General features: G+C 46.2%; 22 protein-coding genes and 1 riboswitch. Of the genes, 21 read left to right on the plus strand and 1 reads right to left on the minus strand.

What is annotated here, in order from left to right:
- Positions 1-157 precede the first annotated feature (157 nt).
- The 12 genes from J1C77_RS02740 (at position 158) to J1C77_RS02795 (ending at position 11,638) form a co-directional block, all read left to right on the plus strand.
- Positions 158-1,693, plus strand: a complete 1,536-nt coding sequence (locus J1C77_RS02740) for an ABC transporter substrate-binding protein (protein ID WP_002922135.1) — start codon at positions 158-160, stop codon at positions 1,691-1,693.
- A gap of 3 nt (positions 1,694-1,696) precedes the next feature.
- The gene (locus tag J1C77_RS02745) at positions 1,697-2,479 is read left to right on the plus strand and encodes an ABC transporter ATP-binding protein (RefSeq protein WP_002922132.1); all 783 of its coding nucleotides are present in this window, start codon (positions 1,697-1,699) and stop codon (positions 2,477-2,479) included.
- Entirely contained in the window at positions 2,476-3,246 is a 771-nt protein-coding gene (locus tag J1C77_RS02750) for an ABC transporter ATP-binding protein (RefSeq protein ID WP_002922130.1), read from the plus strand. The genes J1C77_RS02745 and J1C77_RS02750 overlap by 4 nt, the downstream gene beginning before the upstream one ends.
- The gene (locus tag J1C77_RS02755) at positions 3,236-4,219 is read left to right on the plus strand and encodes a M14 family metallopeptidase (RefSeq protein ID WP_002922125.1); all 984 of its coding nucleotides are present in this window, start codon (positions 3,236-3,238) and stop codon (positions 4,217-4,219) included. The genes J1C77_RS02750 and J1C77_RS02755 overlap by 11 nt, the downstream gene beginning before the upstream one ends.
- Complete coding sequence (locus J1C77_RS02760) at positions 4,212-5,207, plus strand: ABC transporter permease (RefSeq protein ID WP_002922121.1); 996 nt, start codon at positions 4,212-4,214, stop codon at positions 5,205-5,207. The genes J1C77_RS02755 and J1C77_RS02760 overlap by 8 nt, the downstream gene beginning before the upstream one ends.
- The gene (locus J1C77_RS02765; RefSeq protein ID WP_002922119.1) at positions 5,200-6,009 is read left to right on the plus strand and encodes an ABC transporter permease; all 810 of its coding nucleotides are present in this window, start codon (positions 5,200-5,202) and stop codon (positions 6,007-6,009) included. The genes J1C77_RS02760 and J1C77_RS02765 overlap by 8 nt, the downstream gene beginning before the upstream one ends.
- An 85-nt stretch (positions 6,010-6,094) precedes the next feature.
- Positions 6,095-7,702, plus strand: coding sequence for a nickel ABC transporter substrate-binding protein (gene nikA / locus J1C77_RS02770; RefSeq protein WP_002922116.1), 1,608 nt, complete (start codon positions 6,095-6,097; stop codon positions 7,700-7,702).
- Between the two features lie 91 nt (positions 7,703-7,793).
- On the plus strand, positions 7,794-8,735 hold the full coding sequence (locus J1C77_RS02775; RefSeq protein ID WP_002922114.1) for an ABC transporter permease: 942 nt from the start codon (positions 7,794-7,796) through the stop codon (positions 8,733-8,735).
- Positions 8,728-9,534, plus strand: coding sequence for an ABC transporter permease (locus J1C77_RS02780; RefSeq protein WP_002922112.1), 807 nt, complete (start codon positions 8,728-8,730; stop codon positions 9,532-9,534). The genes J1C77_RS02775 and J1C77_RS02780 overlap by 8 nt, the downstream gene beginning before the upstream one ends.
- Entirely contained in the window at positions 9,522-10,313 is a 792-nt protein-coding gene (locus tag J1C77_RS02785; RefSeq protein ID WP_002922110.1) for an ABC transporter ATP-binding protein, read from the plus strand. The genes J1C77_RS02780 and J1C77_RS02785 overlap by 13 nt, the downstream gene beginning before the upstream one ends.
- Positions 10,300-11,010, plus strand: coding sequence for an ABC transporter ATP-binding protein (locus J1C77_RS02790; protein ID WP_002922109.1), 711 nt, complete (start codon positions 10,300-10,302; stop codon positions 11,008-11,010). Before J1C77_RS02785 ends, J1C77_RS02790 begins: the two co-directional genes overlap by 14 nt.
- A gap of 52 nt (positions 11,011-11,062) precedes the next feature.
- Positions 11,063-11,638 carry a flavin reductase family protein gene (locus tag J1C77_RS02795; protein WP_002922108.1) on the plus strand — a complete coding sequence of 192 codons (576 nt, stop codon included), beginning with the start codon at positions 11,063-11,065 and terminating at the stop codon, positions 11,636-11,638.
- Between the two features lie 33 nt (positions 11,639-11,671).
- Here the strand turns inward: J1C77_RS02795 and queG are convergent, their stop codons facing one another.
- Complete coding sequence (gene queG, locus J1C77_RS02800) at positions 11,672-12,814, minus strand: tRNA epoxyqueuosine(34) reductase QueG (RefSeq protein WP_002922107.1); 1,143 nt, start codon at positions 12,812-12,814, stop codon at positions 11,672-11,674.
- A 183-nt stretch (positions 12,815-12,997) separates the two neighbouring features.
- Between queG and J1C77_RS02805 the strand changes: the two genes are divergently transcribed.
- From J1C77_RS02805 to J1C77_RS02845, 9 genes are all read left to right on the plus strand, one after another.
- Positions 12,998-13,654 carry a hypothetical protein gene (locus J1C77_RS02805; protein ID WP_002922106.1) on the plus strand — a complete coding sequence of 219 codons (657 nt, stop codon included), beginning with the start codon at positions 12,998-13,000 and terminating at the stop codon, positions 13,652-13,654.
- A gap of 305 nt (positions 13,655-13,959) precedes the next feature.
- Positions 13,960-15,276 carry a phosphoserine phosphatase gene (locus J1C77_RS02810; protein WP_011836560.1) on the plus strand — a complete coding sequence of 439 codons (1,317 nt, stop codon included), beginning with the start codon at positions 13,960-13,962 and terminating at the stop codon, positions 15,274-15,276.
- A 39-nt stretch (positions 15,277-15,315) separates the two neighbouring features.
- The gene (locus tag J1C77_RS02815; RefSeq protein ID WP_080558718.1) at positions 15,316-15,750 is read left to right on the plus strand and encodes a EutP/PduV family microcompartment system protein; all 435 of its coding nucleotides are present in this window, start codon (positions 15,316-15,318) and stop codon (positions 15,748-15,750) included.
- A 63-nt stretch (positions 15,751-15,813) separates the two neighbouring features.
- Entirely contained in the window at positions 15,814-16,908 is a 1,095-nt protein-coding gene (gene cobD, locus J1C77_RS02820) for a threonine-phosphate decarboxylase CobD (protein WP_002922100.1), read from the plus strand.
- Complete coding sequence (locus J1C77_RS02825; RefSeq protein WP_002922097.1) at positions 16,901-17,767, plus strand: hypothetical protein; 867 nt, start codon at positions 16,901-16,903, stop codon at positions 17,765-17,767. The genes cobD and J1C77_RS02825 overlap by 8 nt, the downstream gene beginning before the upstream one ends.
- A 1-nt stretch (position 17,768) precedes the next feature.
- Positions 17,769-18,836, plus strand: a complete 1,068-nt coding sequence (cobT, locus tag J1C77_RS02830) for a nicotinate-nucleotide--dimethylbenzimidazole phosphoribosyltransferase (RefSeq protein ID WP_002922095.1) — start codon at positions 17,769-17,771, stop codon at positions 18,834-18,836.
- A 12-nt stretch (positions 18,837-18,848) separates the two neighbouring features.
- Positions 18,849-19,448 (plus strand): cob(I)yrinic acid a,c-diamide adenosyltransferase, encoded by a 600-nt coding sequence (locus J1C77_RS02835; RefSeq protein ID WP_002922092.1) that lies wholly within the window; start codon positions 18,849-18,851, stop codon positions 19,446-19,448.
- 260 nt (positions 19,449-19,708) lie between these two features.
- Positions 19,709-19,857, minus strand: a riboswitch (adenosylcobalamin (AdoCbl) riboswitch).
- A gap of 310 nt (positions 19,858-20,167) precedes the next feature.
- Complete coding sequence (locus tag J1C77_RS02840) at positions 20,168-21,310, plus strand: 1-propanol dehydrogenase PduQ (RefSeq protein ID WP_002896393.1); 1,143 nt, start codon at positions 20,168-20,170, stop codon at positions 21,308-21,310.
- A gap of 96 nt (positions 21,311-21,406) precedes the next feature.
- Positions 21,407-21,751 (plus strand): BMC domain-containing protein, encoded by a 345-nt coding sequence (locus J1C77_RS02845; protein WP_002898216.1) that lies wholly within the window; start codon positions 21,407-21,409, stop codon positions 21,749-21,751.
- The last annotated feature ends 4 nt before the right edge of the window (positions 21,752-21,755 follow it).

Below are 21,755 nucleotides of genomic sequence, written 5' to 3' on the forward strand. Positions count from 1 at the left end.
GAGGACAGAGAATGAGCAATCACTTGTTTTTCACTCGTTTGCTCTCTCATCTTCAGGACATAGAACCACCTTAGACAGAGAGCCAATAGTATTTAGATTTGACTAGGATAGACCGTCTTAAATTAGTTTACAAAATAGAAAAGGAATTTGAATATTTATGAAACATTTTAAAAAAATAATGGTTTTAGCCTTGGCAGGCCTAGCCCTAGCCTCCTGTGTAAACCCTAGCAAAACCAGCGAACCTGCTGGCGATAGTGGCAGTAAGACTGTAACCATTGGCTATACACAATTTCCAGCAAATGTGGACCCAGCAGCGGAATACAATGGCTGGTTCACGGTCCGTTACGGAGTGGGAGAAACCCTCTTTAAGATGGACGACAAACTTGAGGTAAAACCTTGGCTGGCTGAGAAAATCGAAGCAGTCTCAGACCTAGAGTGGAAAATCACCCTCAAGGATAAGGTGACCTTCCAAAATGGTGAAAAAATGACCGGTGAAAAGGTCAAAGCTTCTCTGGAACGCTTGATTAAGACCAGCGAGCGGGCAGCATCAGATATGGGCATTGACAGCATTTCTGCAGAGGGTCAAACCGTGACCATCAAGACAAAGGCTGTTCAGCCGATCATGGCGAATCTCTTGGCAGAGCCCTACTCCGCTATTGTGGATACGACTGGCAAGAGTGCATCTGACAAGGCTCCAGTCGGAACTGGCCCTTACATGGTGACCAAGTACACTCCTGAGAGCGGAGCAGAACTCAAGGCTTATGACGACTACTGGGATGGTAAGCCAAAAGTTGCTAATCTGAAGATTAAATACTTCTCTGATCCGACAGCTATTTCTGCAGCCCTCAAGTCTAAAGAAGTCGATGCTGTCTATGGTCTGCCTTATGCAAATCTAAGTACCTATGCTTCCGATAAGAACTACAAAATTTCTGAAGTAGAAGGTTCCCGCTACCTAGCTTACTACTATAACTTTGAAAATCCTTACGTAGCAGATGACAAGTTCCGTCAGGCTTTAGATACCTTGGTAGACAAGAAGACCTACTCAGAATCCCTCTTTAAAGGCTCCGCTGTACCAGCTGTTGGACCTTTCCCTAAAGGGTTTGCCTTTGCCCTGCAAAAGAGCGTCCATGAATTTAACGTAGACAAGGCTAAGAAACTCTTGGATGAAGCTGGCTACAAGGATACTGACGGCGATGGCTACCGTGAAAAAGACGGTCAAAAAGTCAGCATTGAGCTGCTGTCCTTTACTCGTCTGCCTGAAATGCCGCTGGCTGTAGAAGCAAGCCAACAACAACTCAAGGAAGTCGGAATCGAAGCGACTATTAAGAAAGTTGAAGTCAGTGCCGTTGCCAGTGAAAAGGACTATGCCTTCACACCTTATGCGGTGGTAGCAGCTCCTATCGGTGACCCGTATGCCTTCTTCAACAGTGCTGTTAAGACCAATGGTACAGCCAATATCGGTCACTACAGCAACCCAGAAGCAGACAAGAAAATTGAAGAGCTGGCGACTGAAACGGATCCAGCTAAGCGCAATCAGCTCAGCAAGGAAATCCAAGAAATCATGGATAAGGACTACGGCTTTACCATTATCGGCTTCTTCAAGGTCGCTCTGGTAATGGACAAGTCGGTCTCTGGTTTGGAATCCCATCCAACAGACTACTATCACGTCAGCAACAAACTATCAAAGGAATAAAACATGCTGGAAATGAAAGATCTGCTGGTGCAGTCAGCAGATAAAGTCATTCTCGATCGGGTCTCCCTCTCTCTTGCTGAGGGGGAGTCCCTTTCGATTGTGGGCGAGAGTGGCAGTGGCAAGTCTACCCTGCTCAAGATGCTGCTAGGTCTCCCTCTTAGGGGGCTGACAGTAACAGAGGGCAGTATTACCTTTGAGGGGCAGGAAATTCAGCCCCAGGACCACCGCATTTATCTGCCTTTTGTAGGCCGAGAAGTGGCCTGGATTAGCCAGCATGCCAGTCTCAGCTTTAATAACCGCCGTAAGATCAAAAAGCATTATCAGGACTTGGTGAAGAATCAGGGCCAGCAAGCATCAAATCTCCGTCCCTTGGAAGAATGCCTAGAGATGGTGGGACTGCTGCCTGAAAAAGTCGTCAATAAGTATCCTTTCGAGCTCAGCGGTGGTATGATGCAGCTAGTCGGTGTAGCGCTGGCTTTAGCCAGCAGGCCCAAACTGCTGCTGGCTGATGAGCCGACTAGCGCTCTGGATGTCCTGTCGAAAATGAAGCTGCTTGATCTCTTGAGCCAGCTTCATCAAGAGGAAAACATGGCTATTCTCTTTGTCACACATGATATCAGCGTAGCTGAGCATCTGGCACAAAAAGTAGTCGTCATGAAGGAAGGACAGATAGTCGAAAGCGGTCCAGCCCATAAAGTTCTTCGCTATCCTGAGCAGGCTTATACCCAGAAATTGCTGAAGGCCGTGCCTAAGCTAGCAGCATTTAGAGAAGGGGGGCAGCTATGAATCAAGTATTGGTTGGTCAGCAGTTGACCTACGAGCACAGTCAGATAGGCGAGCGGAGAATCGGTGTCTTTGATATTGATATTAGCTTGGGAAAGGGACAGGCTTTGGGTCTGGTCGGTGAATCAGGTTCAGGTAAGAGTACCATTGCCAAACTCATCTGCCGCTTTTTAAAGCCGGACCAAGGGGAGCTGACTCTACTGGGCCAGCCAGTCTCTGCCTACAAGGATAGGGACTACTATGCTCGGGTCCAGTATATCGCCCAGCAGCCCCAGTCGACCTTTCATCCCAAGCGTAGCATTCAGCAGAGCCTAGAAGAGGTCTGTCGAAACTTCTCTCTCTATCAGCAGCAGTCAGATAGAAAGCAGGCCATCCATGACTTGCTGAGTTCGGTTGGTCTGACACCTGAGCTTGCCCAGAGGCTGCCACATCAACTGAGCGGAGGAGAATGCCAGCGAGCAGCTATTGCCCGTGCCCTTCTGATTAATCCCGATGTGCTCATCTGTGATGAAATCACCAGTGCCCTGGATGTGACCGTTCAGTATGAAGTCATGCAGCTGCTGGCAGATATTAAGGAGCGTTCGCAGACATCCTTTCTCTTCATCTCTCATGACATCGCACTGGTCAGCAATTTTGCGGAAGATTTGGTCGTCCTCAAGGACGGAATCGTGCAGGAGAAAGGTAGCATGCGAGAGGTCGTTTCTGCTCCCAAGAGTGACTATACCAAGCTCTTGCTCAGTCAGTACAGGGAGGATAAAGATGAGGATTAAGCAAGAACTAGACTCTATGGCTCCATGCAGCAGCTATCAAGGAAGTCTGCCTATCACGGATGAGCTGGCTATCCAGTACACTCTGCTTAAAGGACAGGCTACCCAGCCCTTGCTGACCATGAGTGCTGCAGTCCATGGCTGCGAGTATGTCGGAGTTAAGGCGCTGATGGACTTGGCGCATGAATGGGACTTTAACTTTCAGGGCTCTGTCCTCCTCTTGCATGCAGTTAATATCAGCGGCTTTTGGGCTCGGGAGACGACGCTTGTACCTGAGGACGGTCTCAATCTAAACAGGATCTTTCAGGACCAAGGGCCAGTTTCCAGCCTCAGCTATCAGATTCGGTCTGTGATTGAGAGCCAGGTCTTTAGTGTCAGTGACTTCCTCATTGACCTGCACAGTGGTAATCGGGAAGAACTGCTGACACCGCATGGTTACTACTCTTTGCGGGCAAATCCAGAGGTGGTTGAAAAGTCCTATCAGATGCTACAGGCTTCTGGGACACCGATTATCTACCAGTCTCAGGACCGCGGCAATCTTTATCACGCTGCCTCAGTGGACTATGGTTTGCCTAGCATCCTGCTGGAACAGGGGGAAAACGGCACCTGTCTGCCAGAGGATGTGCTGGCCATGAAGGAGTCAGTCAAACAAGTCGCCCGCTATCTTTTTGAAGGGACCATGCCCTATTATAAGCAGGCGCCGCTGATTTTTGACGATAGTTACTATCTGACCTGTCAGAGGTCGGGCTGCTGGATGTGCTTTGTCCAGCCCAATCAAACAGTACAGGCTGGTCAGGTCATCGGTGAAATCTGTGATATTTATGGCAATATTTTAGAAAAGGTGACTGCCAAGGAAGACGGTCTGGTCCTCTACCAAAAAGCGACCTTGGTCGTCCGCCAAGGCGAAGTGCTGTTGGCTGTAGCTAGCAAGAAGCCTGGAAGCTGCCAGATATCTGAAAGGGAGGCGCATGATTAAATTTATTATCAAAACTATTCTGCAATTCGTCCTCATCCTGCTCTGCGTCAGCTTTATCTCCTTTTTACTGGTTTATCTAGCACCGGGAGATCCGGCTGAGAGCATCCTCAACGCTCAGGGCATTCCTTTTACCAAGGAACTGCTGGAAATCAAGCGGGAAGAGATGGGACTGAATGGCAGCTTTATGGAGCAATATCTGGCCTGGCTGGGCAGGATTATCCATGGTGACTTTGGTGTGACCTATAATTCTGGAGCTTCGGTCTGGGAGCAGCTGGTTTTCTATTTTCCCAATACAGTCTACCTAGCTTTTTATACCCTGCTAGCGACTCTGGGAATTTCCCTGCCGACAGCTCTCTACACATCCTACCATGCTGGAAAGCCTATCGACCGCTTCCTGATGGGAGGTCTGGCTTTTCTGAATGCCATTCCTAGCTTTGTTATGGGGATTATCCTGATTTTGCTCTTTTCCGTTCAGCTGCATTGGTTTCCCATTCAGGCAACGGCTAATGAGCTGGGGCTAGTCTTGCCAGTCATGACACTGGCCATGGTCATGTCCACTCGCTATATTCCACAGCTGCGGACCGCTTTGATTGAAGTGTTGCATTCACCAGAAGTCGAAGGTGCGCGTGGTCGGGGGATTCGAGAGGGGCATATCCTGTTGCATGATGTGATTTACAATGTCCTGCCCTTTCTTCTCACCTTGGTCAGCCTTTCTCTGGGCTCGCTCTTGGGTGGCGTGGCTATTATCGAGCATCTCTTTTCCTGGCCTGGCATCGGTAAGATGCTGATAGGAGTCGTCGCCAAGAGGGATTACCCCCTCATTCAGGGGGCGGTCCTCTTTATCACAGCGGGAGTCTTGACTGTAAATCTAGTCTTTCAGCTGCTTACGGTTTGGCTCAATCCTCGCGTTCGTCTGGCTCAGGAAAATCCCAAACTGCTGCCGCGTATGAAGAAATTAAAAGCAAGCAAGGAGGGTTCGTATGGATAAGAAAATCAATCGAAAACTCCTGGTCTTGGGCGGTCTCATCGTCCTGGCCCTGATCCTATCCTCCTTGGCTCCTCATCTCTTGGGTGACAGTTTGACCAAGGTCAATCTGAGCCAAGCCCTGCAAGGGCCGAGCAGCAGTGAGTGGTTCGGAACGGACGCTCTTGGCCGGTCTGTCTTTGCGCGTGCAGTGAGCGGAGGTGCGGAAACGGTCCTGCCAGCCCTGATGATTCTGATGTTGATTGCGGCGGTGGGATCCTTTATCGGGGTGACTAGCGCCTTCATCGGCGGGAAATTTGACCAGTTCATCTTGCTGGTAATCACGGCTTTTCAGTCTTTCCCCTCTATCATTCTGGTCATTGCCATAGTCAGTATCTTGGGCATCGGTCTCCAGCAGACCCTCATCGCTATCTGCCTGACGGCCTGGACCAAGTATGCCTACCTGATGCGCTCTATGACCCTGCAGCTGAAAAATGAACCCTATATCCAGTCCTCGAAATTGTATGGCAATAGTTTTTGGACAAGCCTGAAAAATTATTATTTCCCCAGTCTTTTTCCTCAGATTCTGACGACCATGAGCTTTGACATCAGCACCATTATCATGGAAATCGCTGGTCTCAGCTTTGTCGGTCTGGGAGCTCAGGCACCGTCGCCTGAGTGGGGAGCCATGATCAATGACGGACGGATTTACATTCAGGAGGCCCCTTGGATTGTGGTCTTCCCTTGTATCTTGCTGATTCTGACCATTCTCCTCTTTACCAAGTTCGGAGACGCTCTGAACAGCAAGTACAACCGCATGAATTGATCATCAAAAAAACATAAACTATAGCCCCTATCTTTTGGGACTGCAATCATAAAAAATATGAATACAAGAAAGTGATTCAATAAAAATGAGAAAAAAATTATTTTTATTAGTTGTCCTCTTGCTGCCTTTATTCTTGGTAGCATGCCAGCAAAACTCAAACTCTTCCCAACAGGTCAATGAGAAAGATAAACTCACTATGGTTTGGGGCGAAGACTTTGGGGATGTTAATCCTCACCGCTACAATCCAGACCAATTTGTCATTCAGGATATGGTCTACGAGGGCCTTGTCCGCTACGGTGACAATGGGAAAATCGAGCCAGCCTTGGCTGAAAGCTGGGATATCAGCGAAGATGGTAAAACTTATACCTTCAAGCTGAGAAAGGCAAAATTCTCAGACGACTCTGACTTTAATGCTGAGAATGTCAAACGCAATTTCGACACCGTCTTTTCAGAAGAAAATAGGAAAAACCACACTTGGTTTGACTTTACCAACCAGCTGGAAAGCTATCGAGTTGTAGATGACCATACCTTTGAGATCAAGCTCAAACAAGCTTACAGTGCGACTCTCTATGATTTATCAATGATTCGTCCGATCCGCTTCGTAGCTGATGCTGCCTTCCCTGATGGAGACGACACAACTAAGGACAACCTCAAAAAGCCAATCGGAACTGGTCAATGGGTTGTCAAAGACAAGAAGCCAAACGAGTACATCACCTTTACCCGTAATGAAAATTACTGGGGTGAAAAGCCTAAATTGAAAGAAGTAACGGTCAAGATTATCCCAGATCCACAAACCCGTGCTTTGGAGTTTGAGTCTGGAAATGTAGACTTGCTCTATGGAAATGGCGTTATCGGTTTGGATAACTTTGCTAAGTATGCCAAGGATGACAAGTACACGACAGATGTATCTCAGCCAATGTCCAGCCGCCTCATGCTCTTGAATGCCAAGCAAGAAATCTTCAAAGACAAGGCTGTCCGTCAGGCGATGAACCATGCAGTTGATAAAAAATCAATCGCGAAAGACATTTTCCGCGGAACAGAAACACCAGCTGATACCATCTTCTCTAAGTCTACCCCACACTCTGATGCCAATCTGACTCCGTATGAATATGATATCGAGCTGGCTGAAAAGATGCTGGATCAAGCAGGCTGGAAGAAAGGCTCTGACGGTATCCGCGAAAAAGATGGCAAGAAACTAAGTCTAAATGTTCCTTATATCTCGTCTAAGGCGACAGACAAGGACTTGGTTGAGTACTTCCAAGGCGAATGGAAGAAAATCGGTATTGATGTTCAGCTCAAAGCGATGGAAGAAGATGACTACTGGGAAAATGCCAAGACAGGAAACTTTGACCTGATGTTGACGTATTCTTGGGGAGCACCGTGGGATCCGCATGCTTGGATGACTGCCCTGACTTCACCAGCTGACCATGGCCACCCAGAAAATGTTTCCCTAGAAGCTCTGCCATCTAAGCCAGAAATTGATAAAATTATCAAGGCGACTCTGGTCGAACCAGACGAGGCAAAAGTCGATGAAGGCTACAAGAAAGTCCTCACCATGCTCCATGATGAAGCTATCTATATCCCTCTGACTTACCAATCCGTTGTTTCCGTCTACCGCAAGGGAGAACTCGATGGCATGCGCTTTGCTCCAGAAGAAAATGCTTTCCCACTGCGCTATATTGAGAAAAAATAAAAACTGGCTTCATAACTGCAAATTTTAATATAAAGGGAGTAGTGCTTCTAAGTTGAAAAGCTTATCAGCCGCCCCTTTTCTTTTAAGGACTATGAAAAAAGATTTATTTAAAAAAATAGTTTCTTTCTTGGCTGCCCTATTGATGATATCAGTATTGACCTTTCTCTTGGCCAAGCTATCCTCAGCTGATCAAGCAGAAAATTATTTAAGGGTATCTAAGATTCAAGTGACTCCTCAATCTTTGGAAAAAGCCAGAGATTATCTGGGCCTCAATCAACCTTGGCCCCAGCAGTATCTAGGTTGGCTGACAAAGGCGCTTCGTGGGGATTTTGGGACGTCTTATCTATTAAAGGTTCCTGTCCTGCCCTTGGTGCTGGAGCGTTTCCAGTCGACTCTTTCTCTGGGCTTGACATCCTTTGCTCTCATTTTGCTTACGTCCATTCCTTTGGGGATTTTTAGTGCAGTCTACAAGGGTTCTCTCTTTGATAAGGTCACTCGCTTTCTATCCTTTTCCAGCGTTTCCATGCCCAGCTTTTGGCTAGGCTACATGCTGATTGTGATTTTTGCTGTTCAGCTGAGGTGGCTGCCAGTTTCGGGCAAGCAGGACCTTAGCAGCTTGATTCTTCCTAGTCTGACCCTCAGTATGTCATTGATTGGCCAATATACCGCTTTGATCCGCAAGGCTGTGCTGGAGCAGATGAACAGTGTCCATGTCGAAAATGCCCTCCTGCGCGGAGTCAGTAAGTTCTTCCTGGTCAAGAATCATCTCTTGAGAAATTCCCTGCCAGCCATTGCGACAGGCCTGAGCCTGACCTTGGTCTATCTCTTGACAGGTTCCTTAATTGTCGAAGAAGTCTTCTCCTGGAATGGTGTCGGCTCCCTCTTTGTAGATGCGCTGCAGTCTGTGGACCTGCCCATTATCCAGTGCTGCATGCTTTTATTTGGCCTATTATTCTTGGGGAATAATATTCTAACCCAGAAGTTGCCGCTCTGGATAGACCCTAGAGTCAGAAAAAGGAGGAGCAATGTCTAAACGATTTATTTTTTCAAGTGTCATTTTGCTGGTCCTCTTTATCTGCGCTCTCTTTGCTCCCTATCTATCGAGTTTCGACCCCCAGCAAGTAGAGATCTCAAACAAACTAATGGCACCTGACGCTGTTCATCTGCTGGGAACCGATCAGCTGGGCAGAGATGTCTTGTCTCGTCTGCTGCACGGGGCTCGTTATTCCCTCTTTTTATCTTTGACTATCAGTCTGCTGGAAGTGGTCATCGGTGTAACAGTCGGCTTGCTGATCGGATGGTACCAAGGAAAGGCGGAAGCTACCTTCCTATGGTTTGCAAATGTTATTTCCGCCTTTCCTAGCTTCCTGCTATCGCTAGCTACTGTTGGGATATTGGGACAAGGAATGACCAATATGATTCTAGCCATTGTCATCATAGAGTGGGTTTACTATGCAAGGGTGACGGCCAATCTGGTCAAGAGTGCCAAGGAGGAAGCCTATGTCATTTCTGCCCAGACCATGGGACTCTCTCAGGTTCATATTCTCAAAACTCATATCCTGCCCTTTATATACAAGCCTATTTTGATTATTGTGTTGATGAATATTGGGAATATCATTCTCATGATTTCTGGCTTTTCCTTTCTGGGAATCGGTGTCCAGCCCAACATTACCGAGTGGGGCATGATGCTGCATGATGCTAGAAGCCATTTTCAAACGGCAACTTGGATGATGCTGGCGCCCGGACTGGCTATCTTTCTGACTGTGGTCGCCTTTAATCTATTTGCCGAATGCTTTGAAGAGAAAGGCTGGAAACAGATATGGAAAAAATAGTTGTAAAGCAACTGACAGCCCAGATTGAGGGAAAGACCATTCTGCAGGACATCAACTTTGAAGTGGAGGCGGGTCAATCACTGGTCATCATTGGGGAGAGTGGTTCTGGTAAAACCCTCTTAACCAAGATATTGATTGGCCAGCTGCCTTCATCCTTGAGCATACAAGGAGAAGTTCACTATGGCACTATGTCTCTAGAGCGCGAGTCTCTCAAGAATTGGCAGCAGCTGCGGGGGAGCCGAGTAGCCTATATGTCTCAAAATCCTATGGCTATGTTCAATCCCTTTCAGACCATTCAAAGCCATTTTTGGGAAACCATGCGCAGCCATAGCAAGATTTCAAAAAGCGCTTGTCTGACTAAGGCCGTAGCCTCTATGAAAGAGGTCAGACTGGGAGAGCCGGAAGAACTTTTGAAGAAATATCCTTTTGAGCTCAGCGGCGGTATGCTGCAGCGTGTCATGCTGGCTATCTTGCTTTGCCTAGAGCCAGAGACTATTATTTTGGATGAGCCTACTTCGGCGCTAGATATCCACAATCGCGAGCAGATTATTCTCATCTTAAAGGAGCAGTTAGCTAAAGGAAAGACCCTCATCACAGTGACCCATGATTATCATTTGGCGCAGGAGCTGGGAGGCAAGATGCTTGTCATGTATCAGGGGGCTATCATGGAGGAAGGACCGGTTGCTAAGCTCCTCGAAAGTCCTTCGCAGGCCTATAGCCAAGACCTTATCTTAGGAAATCCATACGAACGGTTGGTGAGACAAGATGCTGGAATGTAGACATGTTTTTAAAAAATTCGAGGACAAAATGGTTGTCAAAGACTGTAACTTCACCGTCCAGAAGGGTGAAATGATCGGTCTGATGGGCGAGAGCGGCAGTGGCAAGAGCACGCTGGCTAAATTGCTGATCGGTCTAGAAAAGCCCAGTCAAGGCCAGGTCTTACTGGATGGCCTGCCCTACTCAGTCAAAAAGTCTGGCGTGAGAATTTTACTGGTCTTTCAAGACTCACTCCATTCGGTCAATCCGCATTTTACAGTCGAGCAGGTCTTGACAGAGGCCCTGCCAAAAGATGTGGCTAGAGAAGAGGTAGAATCCATTCTAGAAGACGTCGGTCTGGATAAAAGCTATCTAAATCAGCCTGCGCGCCAGCTCAGTGGTGGCCAACTCCAGCGGATTTGCATCGCCCGCGGCCTGCTCTTAAAGCCAGATATTCTTATCTTTGATGAGGCTCTGAGCGGTCTGGATCCCATTGTTCAAGGCAGGTTGTTACGCCTCTTATATGATTTGTGGGAGAAATACCAGCTGACCTATCTTTTCATCTCGCATGACTTCAAGCTGAGCTACGCTCTCTGCCATCGGATTTTAGTCATGGCAGACGGGGAAATCGTTGACGAGATAAAGGACTTTGAGCTTCCTATCCAGGCTCATCACCACGTGACAAAAAAATTGATAGGCGACAAGGGACATTTCAGTTGATGCATGCCCCAGTCAGCTAATCTATTTTAGAATTAAAAATAAAGGAACATATATGAAACGTACTTTTGAAACGAGAAAACTTTACTTCGGCTTTCCAGTCTTCTTTTTAGGCTATAAGGACGATGTGCACGGCTATAATATTTCAACCTCAAGCTCGGTTTATTCCTTGGGTAGCATGATGGTTATTGCCATGCGTACCAAGGGAAATGCCATTACAGAGATTACCAAACACCAGCAATTCACAGTCAATGTCCCAGAGAAGGATTTGACCAAAGAGTCTGAAATTGCTGGCTTCAACAGCCGCAAGGACAAGTTTGCCCTGACTGGTCTTAGCTACACAATCGGCGAGACCGTGGATGCTCCGCTGGTAGACCAATGCCCTGTATCCATTGAGTGTCAGGTGCTGGATATGGTCGAATGCGGTGCCTTGACCAATGTCATCGCCCGTGTCACTCGGCGCGTGGTAGATGAGGACTTGATTGATGAGAATGACGCTTTCCGCAGTGACCGTTTTTCTCCTATCAGCTACATGGGAGATGGAGATGGACGGCTTTACCGCTATTTCAGCGACGAGTCTGTCAAGATGGGCTCTATCATCAAAGAAATCCGTAAGGAAGAAGAAAAATAAAGAAACCGCTGAGATTTGAAGAATCTCAGCGGTTTAGTTTTCTATCACAAGTTTTTCTTCTAGGCCAAATTTCTCTAGAAAACGGCCTTGTTCTTCTTGGATTTGAGGAGTTGGATTTTTGATGCCCATGACCAGTTCTATCATTTCTGGATGGACCTCACGCACCAGCTGACTCAGAGCCCAGATAGCTGTGGCGACATGAATCGGATTTTGCCCCTTGTCAATAATTTCCAGCATTTTGGGAATAGCAGAGCGATCATTGGCATTTGCAAGAGCGATAATGGCATTGCGCTGCAGGATGTTTTTTCCCCGCCAGCTGCCGGCCACATGACCGAATTTTTCCTTAAACTGACCATTGGAAAGCTCCAAGAAGGGCAGGAGCTCTGGATGAGACAGGTCGGGGTCAATCTCTGTTGCGAGCGGATTGTCCAAACCTTTATTGTAAGGGCAGCAGATTTGGCAGATATCACAGCCGTAGATGACGGTTTTAATCTTCTTGCGAAATTCCAGATCCATGACGCCCTTGTCCTGAGTCTGAAAGGATAGACAGCGCTTTGCATTCATGCTGCCATCGCCAATCAGGCAGGAAGTAGGACAGGCTGTCACGCAGCGGTTGCAGTCTCCGCAGCCGTAGTTGACAGGCTGATCAGGCTCAATGTCCAGATTGGTGATTAGCTCTCCCAAAAACATATAGGAGCCAAATTCCTTGGAGATGACCAAGCCGTTCTTGCCGATAAAGCCGATTCCTGCTCTTTGGGCTACGGCGGTATCGACCAAGGCGCCCGTGTCCACCATGCCCTTGTATTCAAAATCAGCGGTCAGCTCTTCGATTCCCTTGGCAAGCCGGTCCAGCTTGTCCTGCAGGACATAGTGGTAGCCCAGCCCCCAGCTATTAGGGGTGAATTTCCCTCGCTTGTAGGCCGTTTTCTGAGGCTGCTGCTTGAGCTTGTGGGGGTAGGCGACTGCGATAGAGATGATAGTCTTGGCTGAAGCCAGACTCAGCTTGGGCTTGATTCGTTCCTCAATATTCTTGTGTTCAAATCCTGAATTTCGCCCTTCGTCTACAGCCGAGAGCAGTGATTTCTCCAGATAGTCGAAATCATCCGCTGTCGTAAAGCCAATCTTAGAAATCCCAATGTCTTTTGCTAAGTTAATAATTTCTTCTTTGATGTTCATCCCTACTATTATAGCGGAAAAATGCCAACTTGGCGAATGATTGAGAAAGGGAACTATCCTATAGAACTATACCTATAGTTTTATAAGACTTCCTTAGCCTATATACTGTATGATATAATGAAATGTGGAATTTTTTTATAGAAAATTTCGCGAAGTTTAGGGGAAATTTTATAAAGTTAAACAATGGGAGTTTACAAAATGAAAAAGAGATATTATGAATTTTTGAATGTTCTTGTTACGGATTGTAATCCAATCAGAAACTTAGATTTTTATAAGGCTGGTTTAATTGAGTTGTTTTTTATCTCACTGGTATCTATCGTTTCGATTTTCTTACGCGGTGAGATGCATGAGCGGAGCATGATGGTCATGCAGTTTACTATTGGGCACATCGCTATCTTGTTGCTAGCCTTCTTATTGTTCCAAAAGTTTTTTGATACCAAAGCCTTGCAGCTCATTCCGACCAGCTCTTACCTATTTCTGCATTTTGAATTGCTTTTTTGGGGCTCCATCTTTTTTGGTGAGAACCACTTAGCATTTTTTATGATTTTTATCATACTCAGCTTGTCTTATCAGTTGATTAATTTGCTCTATCAGATGGTGATCGTTTCAAAATTGAGATATTTTGAACAGAAACAAAAGATCAATATTTTGCAGATTCACGCCATCGTCCTGTGCTGCTTGTCAGCTGCAGTAGCAGTCATCACTCGCTTGTTTATGCTGTCAGGACTCTATATGATTATTGCCTTGGTAGGTTTGAGCATCGCATTGACGCCCTTGTATCTATTGGGCTATGCACAAGTTTTCACTGGCTGGAGAAATCAAGTGCCTGAAAAATTGTAGAATTAAAGGGGATTGTCTGTCTAGTCTTGAATACGTTAGGTTTCCTCTAACACATTGATTGAGAAGATTAGAGTATATGCATTTTAATCAGTAAGGCAGAGAAATAATTTTTCTCTGCCTTTATTTTTTTACAAATCTGAAAGCGCTTCATTGACAAAGTCTGTCAGATAGTTTATAATATAATAACAGTATAGAAAATGGCAAGGAAGCCTGATTTGATCGCAATGAAGCGAGTGTTTCAGAATCAAAGGGGTTTTCTATGCCATTTTTTTGCGCACTATTATTTTTTATGGAGGATTGTTTCTATGCGGACAAAAGGAATTGTGCTGCTTTGTAGTTTGGCTTTGCTTCTGGGAGCTTGTCAAGCGGGGAATAATAAGACGACGACTGAGTCATCCTCGGCTAAGACAGAGACAACGGATAAGGACAAGGCTAAGACTTTGGATAAGGGCGTCTGGGAAGACAAGCTTTATGCCCGTCTGACCAAGCTCATCAAGGAAAATGGGAACACCAGCTCTAGCTACGATAAAAATAAAAAGCCTTATGCCGTCTTTGACTGGGACAATACGACAGTCATTAACGATATTGGCGAAGCAACCTTTACCTATCAAATTGAAAATTTGGCCTTTAAGATGACGCCGGAAGAATTTGACCAAGCAGTGCGGACCAATATACCAAGCGACGATTTCGTTGAGGATTTCCATAACAAAGATGGTGAACCAGTGAACATTGACAAGATTGCAGCTGACTTGCTTTCTGACTACACGGCTATTTACAATAGCTATAAGGGAATGCAAGGAGACAAGTCTCTGGAAGAAGTCAAAAAGACCGATGAATACCAAGACTTTGCTGCTAAACTCCGCTATCTTTACGAAGCGATTGGTGACACCTTCAGCTCTGACATCAGCTATCCATGGGTGACCTACCTCTATGCAGGTATGACTTCTGAAGAAGTTCAAGCCCTATCTGAAAAGTCTATTGACCAGGCTCTCCAAGACAAGCTGACTTCTGAAACTTGGGAAAGTCCAGAAGGCTTGAAAGGTGAGTCAGGCCAAATCACTGTGACCTTCAAGCGTGGTGTTCGCTCAGTCAAGGAAATGCAAAATCTCTATAAGACTCTGATGGCTAACGGCATTGATGTCTATATCTGCTCAGCGTCTTATATCGATGTGATTATCCCTTATGCTAGCAATTCTAAGTATGGCTACAATATTCCTAAAGAAAATGTTACTGCTATGCGCCTGAAAAAGGATGACAAGGGAGTAATTCAGCCAGAATATGATACCAACTATGCTCAGACTCAAGGTGAGGGCAAGACAGAGACCATCAAGAAGCTGATTGCTGTCAATCATGACAATCAAGAACCAATCCTGATTGCCGGTGACAGTAATGGCGACTATGCTATGCTCAAGGATTTCCCTAAACTGCAAATGGGAATCATTTTCAATCTCTTGAGAGATCCTAGCAAGGGAATCGGTCTTTTGCAAACTAAGGCAATTGAAACTTACGGCCAGGAAGATGCCCTTTACTACCTGCAAGGTCGCGATGAAAATAAAGGTGTACTGCTCAACGGCAGGGAAACTATCAAACTAGATAGTAAGGAAGCCCAGCTAAGCAGATAGCAGGCAGTTCCCTGTCATAGAGAGGAATGGATGCAAGATATGAAAAAAATCATGTTTGTCGGTCCGGTCGGAGTGGGTAAGACCACTCTGACCCAGCGACTGAAAGGCTTGGAGCTAAGCTACTTTAAGACTCAGGCTATTGAGTTCTATGATGCCATCATTGACACGCCTGGAGAATTTCTCCAGCATCGTAAGTATTATAATGCTCTGAACGTGACGGCAACGGAGGCTGATGTGATTGGTCTCTTGGTGGCGGCTTCCAATCAGATGCAGACCTTTCCTCAGGGTTTTTCTTCCCTCTTCAATAAAGAAGTGATTGGCATTGTCACCAAGATTGATATGGCTGAACAGCCGGAGCAAATCGAAAAAGCACGGCGGCAGCTGAAAGCGGCTGGAGCCAAGGAAATTTTTGAAATATCAGCGACGGAAAACGAAGGAATTGACCGTCTCCAGGCTTATCTGGAGTCAGACTAGGGACGAAAAGCCGAATATGGTATACTAGATTCTAACAAGGAAACGAGGAAGGAATGTCTATTTATGAAAGTAGAGCACGGTGGAAATGCGGCAGCTTTGGCTGAGGAATTTGGTTTTTCTCTAGAAGACTGTCTGGATTTCAGTGCCAATATCAACCCTTTGGGGATTTCTCCGCGGCTGAGGGCTTGTCTGACCGAGTCCATTGATTGGCTGGTTCATTATCCAGACATCAGCTACAGTCGCTCCAGAGAGCTTTTGGCACATCATCATGGACTAGAAAAGGACAAGGTCCTGTTGGCAAATGGTGCGGTAGAAGTCTTTTATGAGCTGGCCCGCTTCCTGCGTCCAAAAACGGTCCTGACTCTGAGCCCTACTTTTATGGAATATGAAAAAGCCTTTTCGCAAGTGCAGGCCAAGGTGGAGCGCTTTAGCCTTCCTTCTCCATTCTATGAATGGAATTTAGCTGACATGTTGCCAGCCTTGGATTTACTGACTGCAGGAGACGCTGTACTCATCTGCAATCCCAATAATCCGACGGGTACCTTGATTCGGCGTACTGAGTTAGAAAAGCTAGCTGACTACTTGCAAGAGCGGCAAATCTTTTTGATACTGGACGAGGCTTTTATGGACTTTCTGGACGATGAGGAGGACTATAGCTTCGTCTCACGTCTGGCTGCCTATCCAAATGCAGTAGTGGTGCGGTCTCTGACCAAGTTTTATGCCATTCCTGGCCTGAGATTGGGCTACGCTCTCAGCTGCCATTCGACTTGCTTTGATGAGATAGAGGGGAGCCGCGCTCCTTGGTCGGTTAATGCTATGGCGGATCGCGCCCTGCCTGTCCTTTTGGAGGACGAGGCCTATCAGCAAGCTACCAAGCAGTGGCTTCGAGTAGAAAGAGATTTCCTTTTTCAAGGCCTGACTGCATTTTCACAGATTCGGCCGGTAAAGCCTAGTGTCAACTATATCTTCTTTGAATATTTAGGTCAGCAGGACCTGCGTCAGGAGCTTCGGCAGAGAAAGATTTTTATCCGTTCCTGTCAAAATTATCATGATCTGACAGACCGGCATTACCGCATAGCCATCCGCAGCCATCAGGAAAATGAACAGCTTCTGGCTTGTCTGACAGAGGTATTGGCGAAAGAGGCTCTTTATGACTAAGGGAATCGTTTCCTGTCCAGGTTCCTGCGGTGAATTATTCCAAGGTTTAGTAGGAGAGCAGGAGGTTCTGCTCTCCTATGGGATTGAGAAGTACAGTCGAGTGAGATTGGACGGGGCTTCGTCTCTCGCAAGGCAAGCCCAAGGTGAAAAGGTACGGCGAGCTTTGGAGCTCCTGCCTGAGTCCAATGCTTTCTCTTTTGTTCAGGAGTCAGACCTGCCTATCAGCAAGGGCTATTCCAGCAGCACGGCTGATATGATTAGCTGCCTGCAGGCGGCCTCTCTGGGGCAGAAGCAGCTTCTAAAAGCAGCAGATTTGACGCGTCTCTGTGCCAAGATTGAGCCTACTGACTCGGTGGCTTTTGCGGACTGGACGGTCATTAATCCCCTGACTGGTCAAGTTGTCTGGCAGACAGACTGGCGACCGGAGCTCTATGTTTATATCTTGGAGCCTGTGGAGATGGTGACAACTCTTGACTTGGTTCGGATGAAGGACAGTCCTAGCTATCCGCTTGAGGAGTCCAAGCGCTTGCTTCCTCTCTTTCAGGCGGCTTGTCAGGAGAAGAGTTTGGAAAAACTTGGCCATTTAGCGACCTATAGTGCTTTGTTGAATAACCAACGGCTGCCCAAGCCCTATCTGGAAGAATTACTGAATTTGGTAAAAAAATACCAATGCTTAGGGCTCAATGTTGCCCATAGTGGCACATTAGTTGGTCTGCTGCTGAGCAGGGAACAGCTAGAAGTCTTGCCCAAGCTAGAGGCTGAACTAGCTCGCTCAGCCAGCGGGGCTTATTATCAGACTCGGACCTTGAGCAAGATTATTTTTGAAGGGGTGCAGCCGGTCAGGGAGGAGACAGACTAGTTTGAAAGACTTAGAAAAAATTATTGAGCAGATTCTTCCGATAGATAAAGACAAGCTTCAAGAAGGCCAGCGCTACTGTGATCAGCTAGGAAAGCCGCCAGGCTCCTTAGGGAAGCTCGAGACCATCTATGCTCGCTTGCATGCCATGTTTTCTGGTCCCATTGATTTGGAGAAGAAGATTGTTCTCGTCTACGTGGCAGATAATGGCATCGTGGCTGAAGGCGTTTCAGCCAATCCTCAGGAAACGACCTATACTGTTGCTTGCAATATTCTAGCAGGGAAGTCAGGCTTGTGTGCTATTTCCAAACATGCAGGTTCAGACATCTGCCTGGTAGACATTGGCTGCAAGAAGGATATTTTTGAGGAAAATAAGGACAAGGTCTGTCATGGGACGCGCAATATGCTAGAGGAGCCAGCCATGACTCGCGAGCAGGCTATAGCGGCAATTCTAGTCGGCTACAAGAAGACAGAGGCCTTGATTAAAGACGGCTATCGTCTCTTTGGAACAGGAGAAATGGGGATTGGCAACACCACCACCTCAGCTGCTGTTATTGCTGCAGTTCTCGGTCTTAAAGCAGAAGACGTCACAGGCTATGGAGCTGGTCTGACTCAGGATATGAAGGCTCATAAAACTGCCGTTATCCAGCAGTGTTTGGATCGTCACGCTCCTTATGGAGATATTCTGGATCTGACCGCTAAGCTGGGTGGGCTGGATATGCTGGCTATGGCAGGCACTCATCTCGCCTGTGCCCACTATCAGCTGCCTTGTGTAGTGGACGGTCTTATCTCTCTAACGGGGCTTCTGATTGCCCATCAGCTGACTCCTCATGTCTTGGACTATACCTTTGCTTCCCATGCTTCGACGGAGCCTGCTTACAAACTGGTCAGTGACTTTCTAGGACTGGAGCCTATGCTTTTGCTGGATATGCGGCTAGGTGAAGGCTCGGGCTGTCCTTTGGCTTTCTTTCTGCTGGAAAATGCTGTTTACACCATGGAGCACATGCCAACCTTTGCAGAAGGCAGCTTGAAAGAAGAAGATTATGTTGATATTCGCAAAAATATGACTTAAAGGAGGAAAAATATGCAACTCTATACAAAAACAGGTGACAAGGGCTTGACCAAGCTAGTTGGCGGTCAAAGTGTTGCCAAGGATGCAGAACGGGTTAATGCTTACGGGACCATTGATGAGCTGAACTCTTGGATTGGTTATACTATTACCAAGCTGGACAAGGATGATAAGCTGAGAGATGAGCTGCTCCAGCTACAGCATTATCTCTTTGACTGTGGTTCAGACCTCTCTACTCCTAAGGGAGTTTACCCTTATAAGGTCGATCAGCAGCTGATTGACTGGATTGAGGAGAGGATTGATACTTACGCAGAAATTCCACCGGCTCTGGAAAGGTTTATCCTGCCAGGCGGTGACGAGATTGCTTCCATGATTCATGTGGCTCGGACCATTGCAAGACGGGCAGAGCGCCATATCGTAGGGGCTATGTGGACTACAGAAATTAACAATAATGTCCTGATTTTTGTCAACCGTCTATCAGATTACTTCTTTGCCTTGGCTCGAGTAATCAACTTTACTAAAAACCAAGAAGACATCGCCTATGAAAGAGGTACCAAGGTCTTCCACAATATCACCAAGGCAGATGTTGAGCGTTGGGCAAGCAAACGCCAGTGACAAAAAGAAACAGAAAAAGTTCTGTCTTTCCAAATTGACTTTACCAAGTCTTGGAAGGACAGAACTTATTTTAATCTTCTAAAAAAAGAAAGCCGCCTATACATCATTGTATCTTCATGCTAAGCTTCGTTGATTAGCACTAGCTTTCCAATTATTGACTCTGCTCCTTTGCAGAAAGACAAGTGAAACCTCATCTTTAGAAAATTAACGTACTTAAACGTAGAGTCAATAATGGAAACTAAGCTAAAATGTTTGTTCCAAACTGACATCACTACCTTACATCGAGGCATGAAATCTACTAAAATTTAAGAATAAAGACCTGACTTAAAGCTGAAAAGCTTATCACAGTGGCGGGACCGCGCTGGATTTGCACCAGACTTCCATATCCTTAAAAGTACTAAAATCAATTTCCTAGTAACTAGATTGTAACACCTTTCACAGGGAATTACAAGGAAAATGAACTAAATTTTAATAAAAATTTAATTCTTCAAATAAGCTTGGCTTTGCAAGGGGATGCGGCACTAAAAATTTCTTATATTAATGACTTTTTCATTGCCTTGAAAGCGCTTTTGTGTTATAATTCAATATAGTACAAAGGGGTACTGAAGATAAATAAGCAATGAAGCTATATGAAAATGCTGTGACGTGTGTAGGGGAGCAGTCTTATTTTCATATAGCTTCTTTTTGTTTAAAAATAGATACAACAGAAAGGAGAAAAGATGTATAAGATTTCCTATAAGACTGAATTGCATGTGGGCAAGGGCGCTCTGCAGCAATTAAGCCATTATAAAAATGAGCATATTTTAGTCGTTGCCGATCCTTTTTTGAAGACATCTGGCACGCTGGATGCTATTTTAGCCAACTTTGATGACAGCAATGATATTGTTGTTTTCACAGATATTGTGCCTGATCCGCCAATCGAAACAGTTGTAGCTGGTATCAAGAGTGCAGGAGACAAACCAATCAGCATTGTGCTTTCTATTGGTGGCGGCTCTGCCATTGATGCTTCCAAGGCTATGTACTATTTTGCTAAGAAGCAGGGTGCCTTCTCAGAGGCTATTCTCATCGCCATCCCGACGACAAGCGGAACTGGATCTGAAGTAACGTCCTTTTCTGTCATCACGGATGCAGAGAGAGGTACCAAATATCCTTTAGTGACCAAAGAAATCCTTCCGGATGTTGCGATCTTAGATGCGGATTTGGTTCTGTCACTTCCTGGGAACATCACGGCTGACACTGGAATGGATGTACTGACCCATGCCATTGAAGCTTATGTATCGACCAAGGCTACGGACTTCTCTGATGCCTTGGCTGAAAAGGCAATCAAGCTGGTCTTTGAATACCTGCCTAAAGCCTACAAAAATGGTCAGGATGTAGAAGCGCGTGAAAAGATGCATGCAGCATCCACTCTGGCTGGTATGGCCTTTAACACAGCTTCTTTGGGTATCAATCACAGTCTGGCACATGCGGCAGGAGCTAAGTTTCATGTACCTCATGGTCGTTTAAACAGTATTTTAATGCCCCATGTCATTCAGTATAATGCTGGTATCGAATTCAACAATCGGAACCGGCAGGCGACAGACAAGACTGTAGCGAGCCGCTATCAGGATATTGCCAAACTACTGGGATGCAGTGCTTCAAGTCCTGTGTCAGGAGTAAGACAGCTGGTTGAAGCCATCAAGAAACTACAAAGAAAGCTGGAGATGCCAACTTCTCTAAGAGAATATGGTGTGAAAGCAGATGCTTTTGCTCAGTACAAGGTAGAAATTTCAGAAGCTGCTCTGCATGATGGCTGTACTCCGACTAACCCTCGTGTCCCTACGGCAGAAGAGCTGCTTAAAGTATTAGAGAAAGCGTTTTAATCCTCTGAATTGCTGTTATGCCAAAATTATTGTATAATGATTAAGAGCATGCAGTACACTTCTGAAGGTTTAAAATCATGAAGAAGGTTTACTAAATTGGAAGAAAAACAAAGAATGATACAGGAATACGTTCCTGGGAAACAAGTGACCTTGGCGCACCTTATCGCTAATCCTGATGAAGTCATTTTTGAAAAATTGGGATTGCAGGCAGAAATCAAGGATGCGATTGGAATCTTGACGATCACTCCGAGTGAAGCGGCTATCATTGCGGTTGATATTGCGACCAAGGCTGCGGATGTTCAAGTTGGTTTTGTGGATCGTTTCAGCGGCTCTGTCGTGATGACAGGTGACGTTTCTTCTGTTGAGGCAGCTCTCATTGCCGTTTTACAAGGTCTGGAAGAGATTTTAGGTTTCTCCAGCACTGTCGTAACGCGGACATAAAAAA

It is taken from the genome of Streptococcus sanguinis, assembly GCF_050223295.1.
Taxonomy (GTDB): Bacteria; Bacillota; Bacilli; order Lactobacillales; family Streptococcaceae; genus Streptococcus; species Streptococcus sanguinis_X.

Bases quoted from the DNA above. Each gene is read 5' to 3' on its own strand.
- J1C77_RS02740 (WP_002922135.1), top strand. From the start codon at position 158: ATGAAACATTTTAAAAAAATAATGGTTTTAGCCTTGGCAGGCCTAGCC.
- J1C77_RS02745 (WP_002922132.1), top strand. From the start codon at position 1,697: ATGCTGGAAATGAAAGATCTGCTGGTGCAGTCAGCAGATAAAGTCATT.
- J1C77_RS02750 (WP_002922130.1), top strand. From the start codon at position 2,476: ATGAATCAAGTATTGGTTGGTCAGCAGTTGACCTACGAGCACAGTCAG.
- J1C77_RS02755 (WP_002922125.1), top strand. From the start codon at position 3,236: ATGAGGATTAAGCAAGAACTAGACTCTATGGCTCCATGCAGCAGCTAT.
- J1C77_RS02760 (WP_002922121.1), top strand. From the start codon at position 4,212: ATGATTAAATTTATTATCAAAACTATTCTGCAATTCGTCCTCATCCTG.
- J1C77_RS02765 (WP_002922119.1), top strand. From the start codon at position 5,200: ATGGATAAGAAAATCAATCGAAAACTCCTGGTCTTGGGCGGTCTCATC.
- nikA (WP_002922116.1), top strand. From the start codon at position 6,095: ATGAGAAAAAAATTATTTTTATTAGTTGTCCTCTTGCTGCCTTTATTC.
- J1C77_RS02775 (WP_002922114.1), top strand. From the start codon at position 7,794: ATGAAAAAAGATTTATTTAAAAAAATAGTTTCTTTCTTGGCTGCCCTA.
- J1C77_RS02780 (WP_002922112.1), top strand. From the start codon at position 8,728: ATGTCTAAACGATTTATTTTTTCAAGTGTCATTTTGCTGGTCCTCTTT.
- J1C77_RS02785 (WP_002922110.1), top strand. From the start codon at position 9,522: ATGGAAAAAATAGTTGTAAAGCAACTGACAGCCCAGATTGAGGGAAAG.
- J1C77_RS02790 (WP_002922109.1), top strand. From the start codon at position 10,300: ATGCTGGAATGTAGACATGTTTTTAAAAAATTCGAGGACAAAATGGTT.
- J1C77_RS02795 (WP_002922108.1), top strand. From the start codon at position 11,063: ATGAAACGTACTTTTGAAACGAGAAAACTTTACTTCGGCTTTCCAGTC.
- queG (WP_002922107.1), bottom strand. From the start codon at position 12,814: ATGAACATCAAAGAAGAAATTATTAACTTAGCAAAAGACATTGGGATT.
- J1C77_RS02805 (WP_002922106.1), top strand. From the start codon at position 12,998: ATGGGAGTTTACAAAATGAAAAAGAGATATTATGAATTTTTGAATGTT.
- J1C77_RS02810 (WP_011836560.1), top strand. From the start codon at position 13,960: ATGCGGACAAAAGGAATTGTGCTGCTTTGTAGTTTGGCTTTGCTTCTG.
- J1C77_RS02815 (WP_080558718.1), top strand. From the start codon at position 15,316: ATGAAAAAAATCATGTTTGTCGGTCCGGTCGGAGTGGGTAAGACCACT.
- cobD (WP_002922100.1), top strand. From the start codon at position 15,814: ATGAAAGTAGAGCACGGTGGAAATGCGGCAGCTTTGGCTGAGGAATTT.
- J1C77_RS02825 (WP_002922097.1), top strand. From the start codon at position 16,901: ATGACTAAGGGAATCGTTTCCTGTCCAGGTTCCTGCGGTGAATTATTC.
- J1C77_RS02835 (WP_002922092.1), top strand. From the start codon at position 18,849: ATGCAACTCTATACAAAAACAGGTGACAAGGGCTTGACCAAGCTAGTT.
- J1C77_RS02840 (WP_002896393.1), top strand. From the start codon at position 20,168: ATGTATAAGATTTCCTATAAGACTGAATTGCATGTGGGCAAGGGCGCT.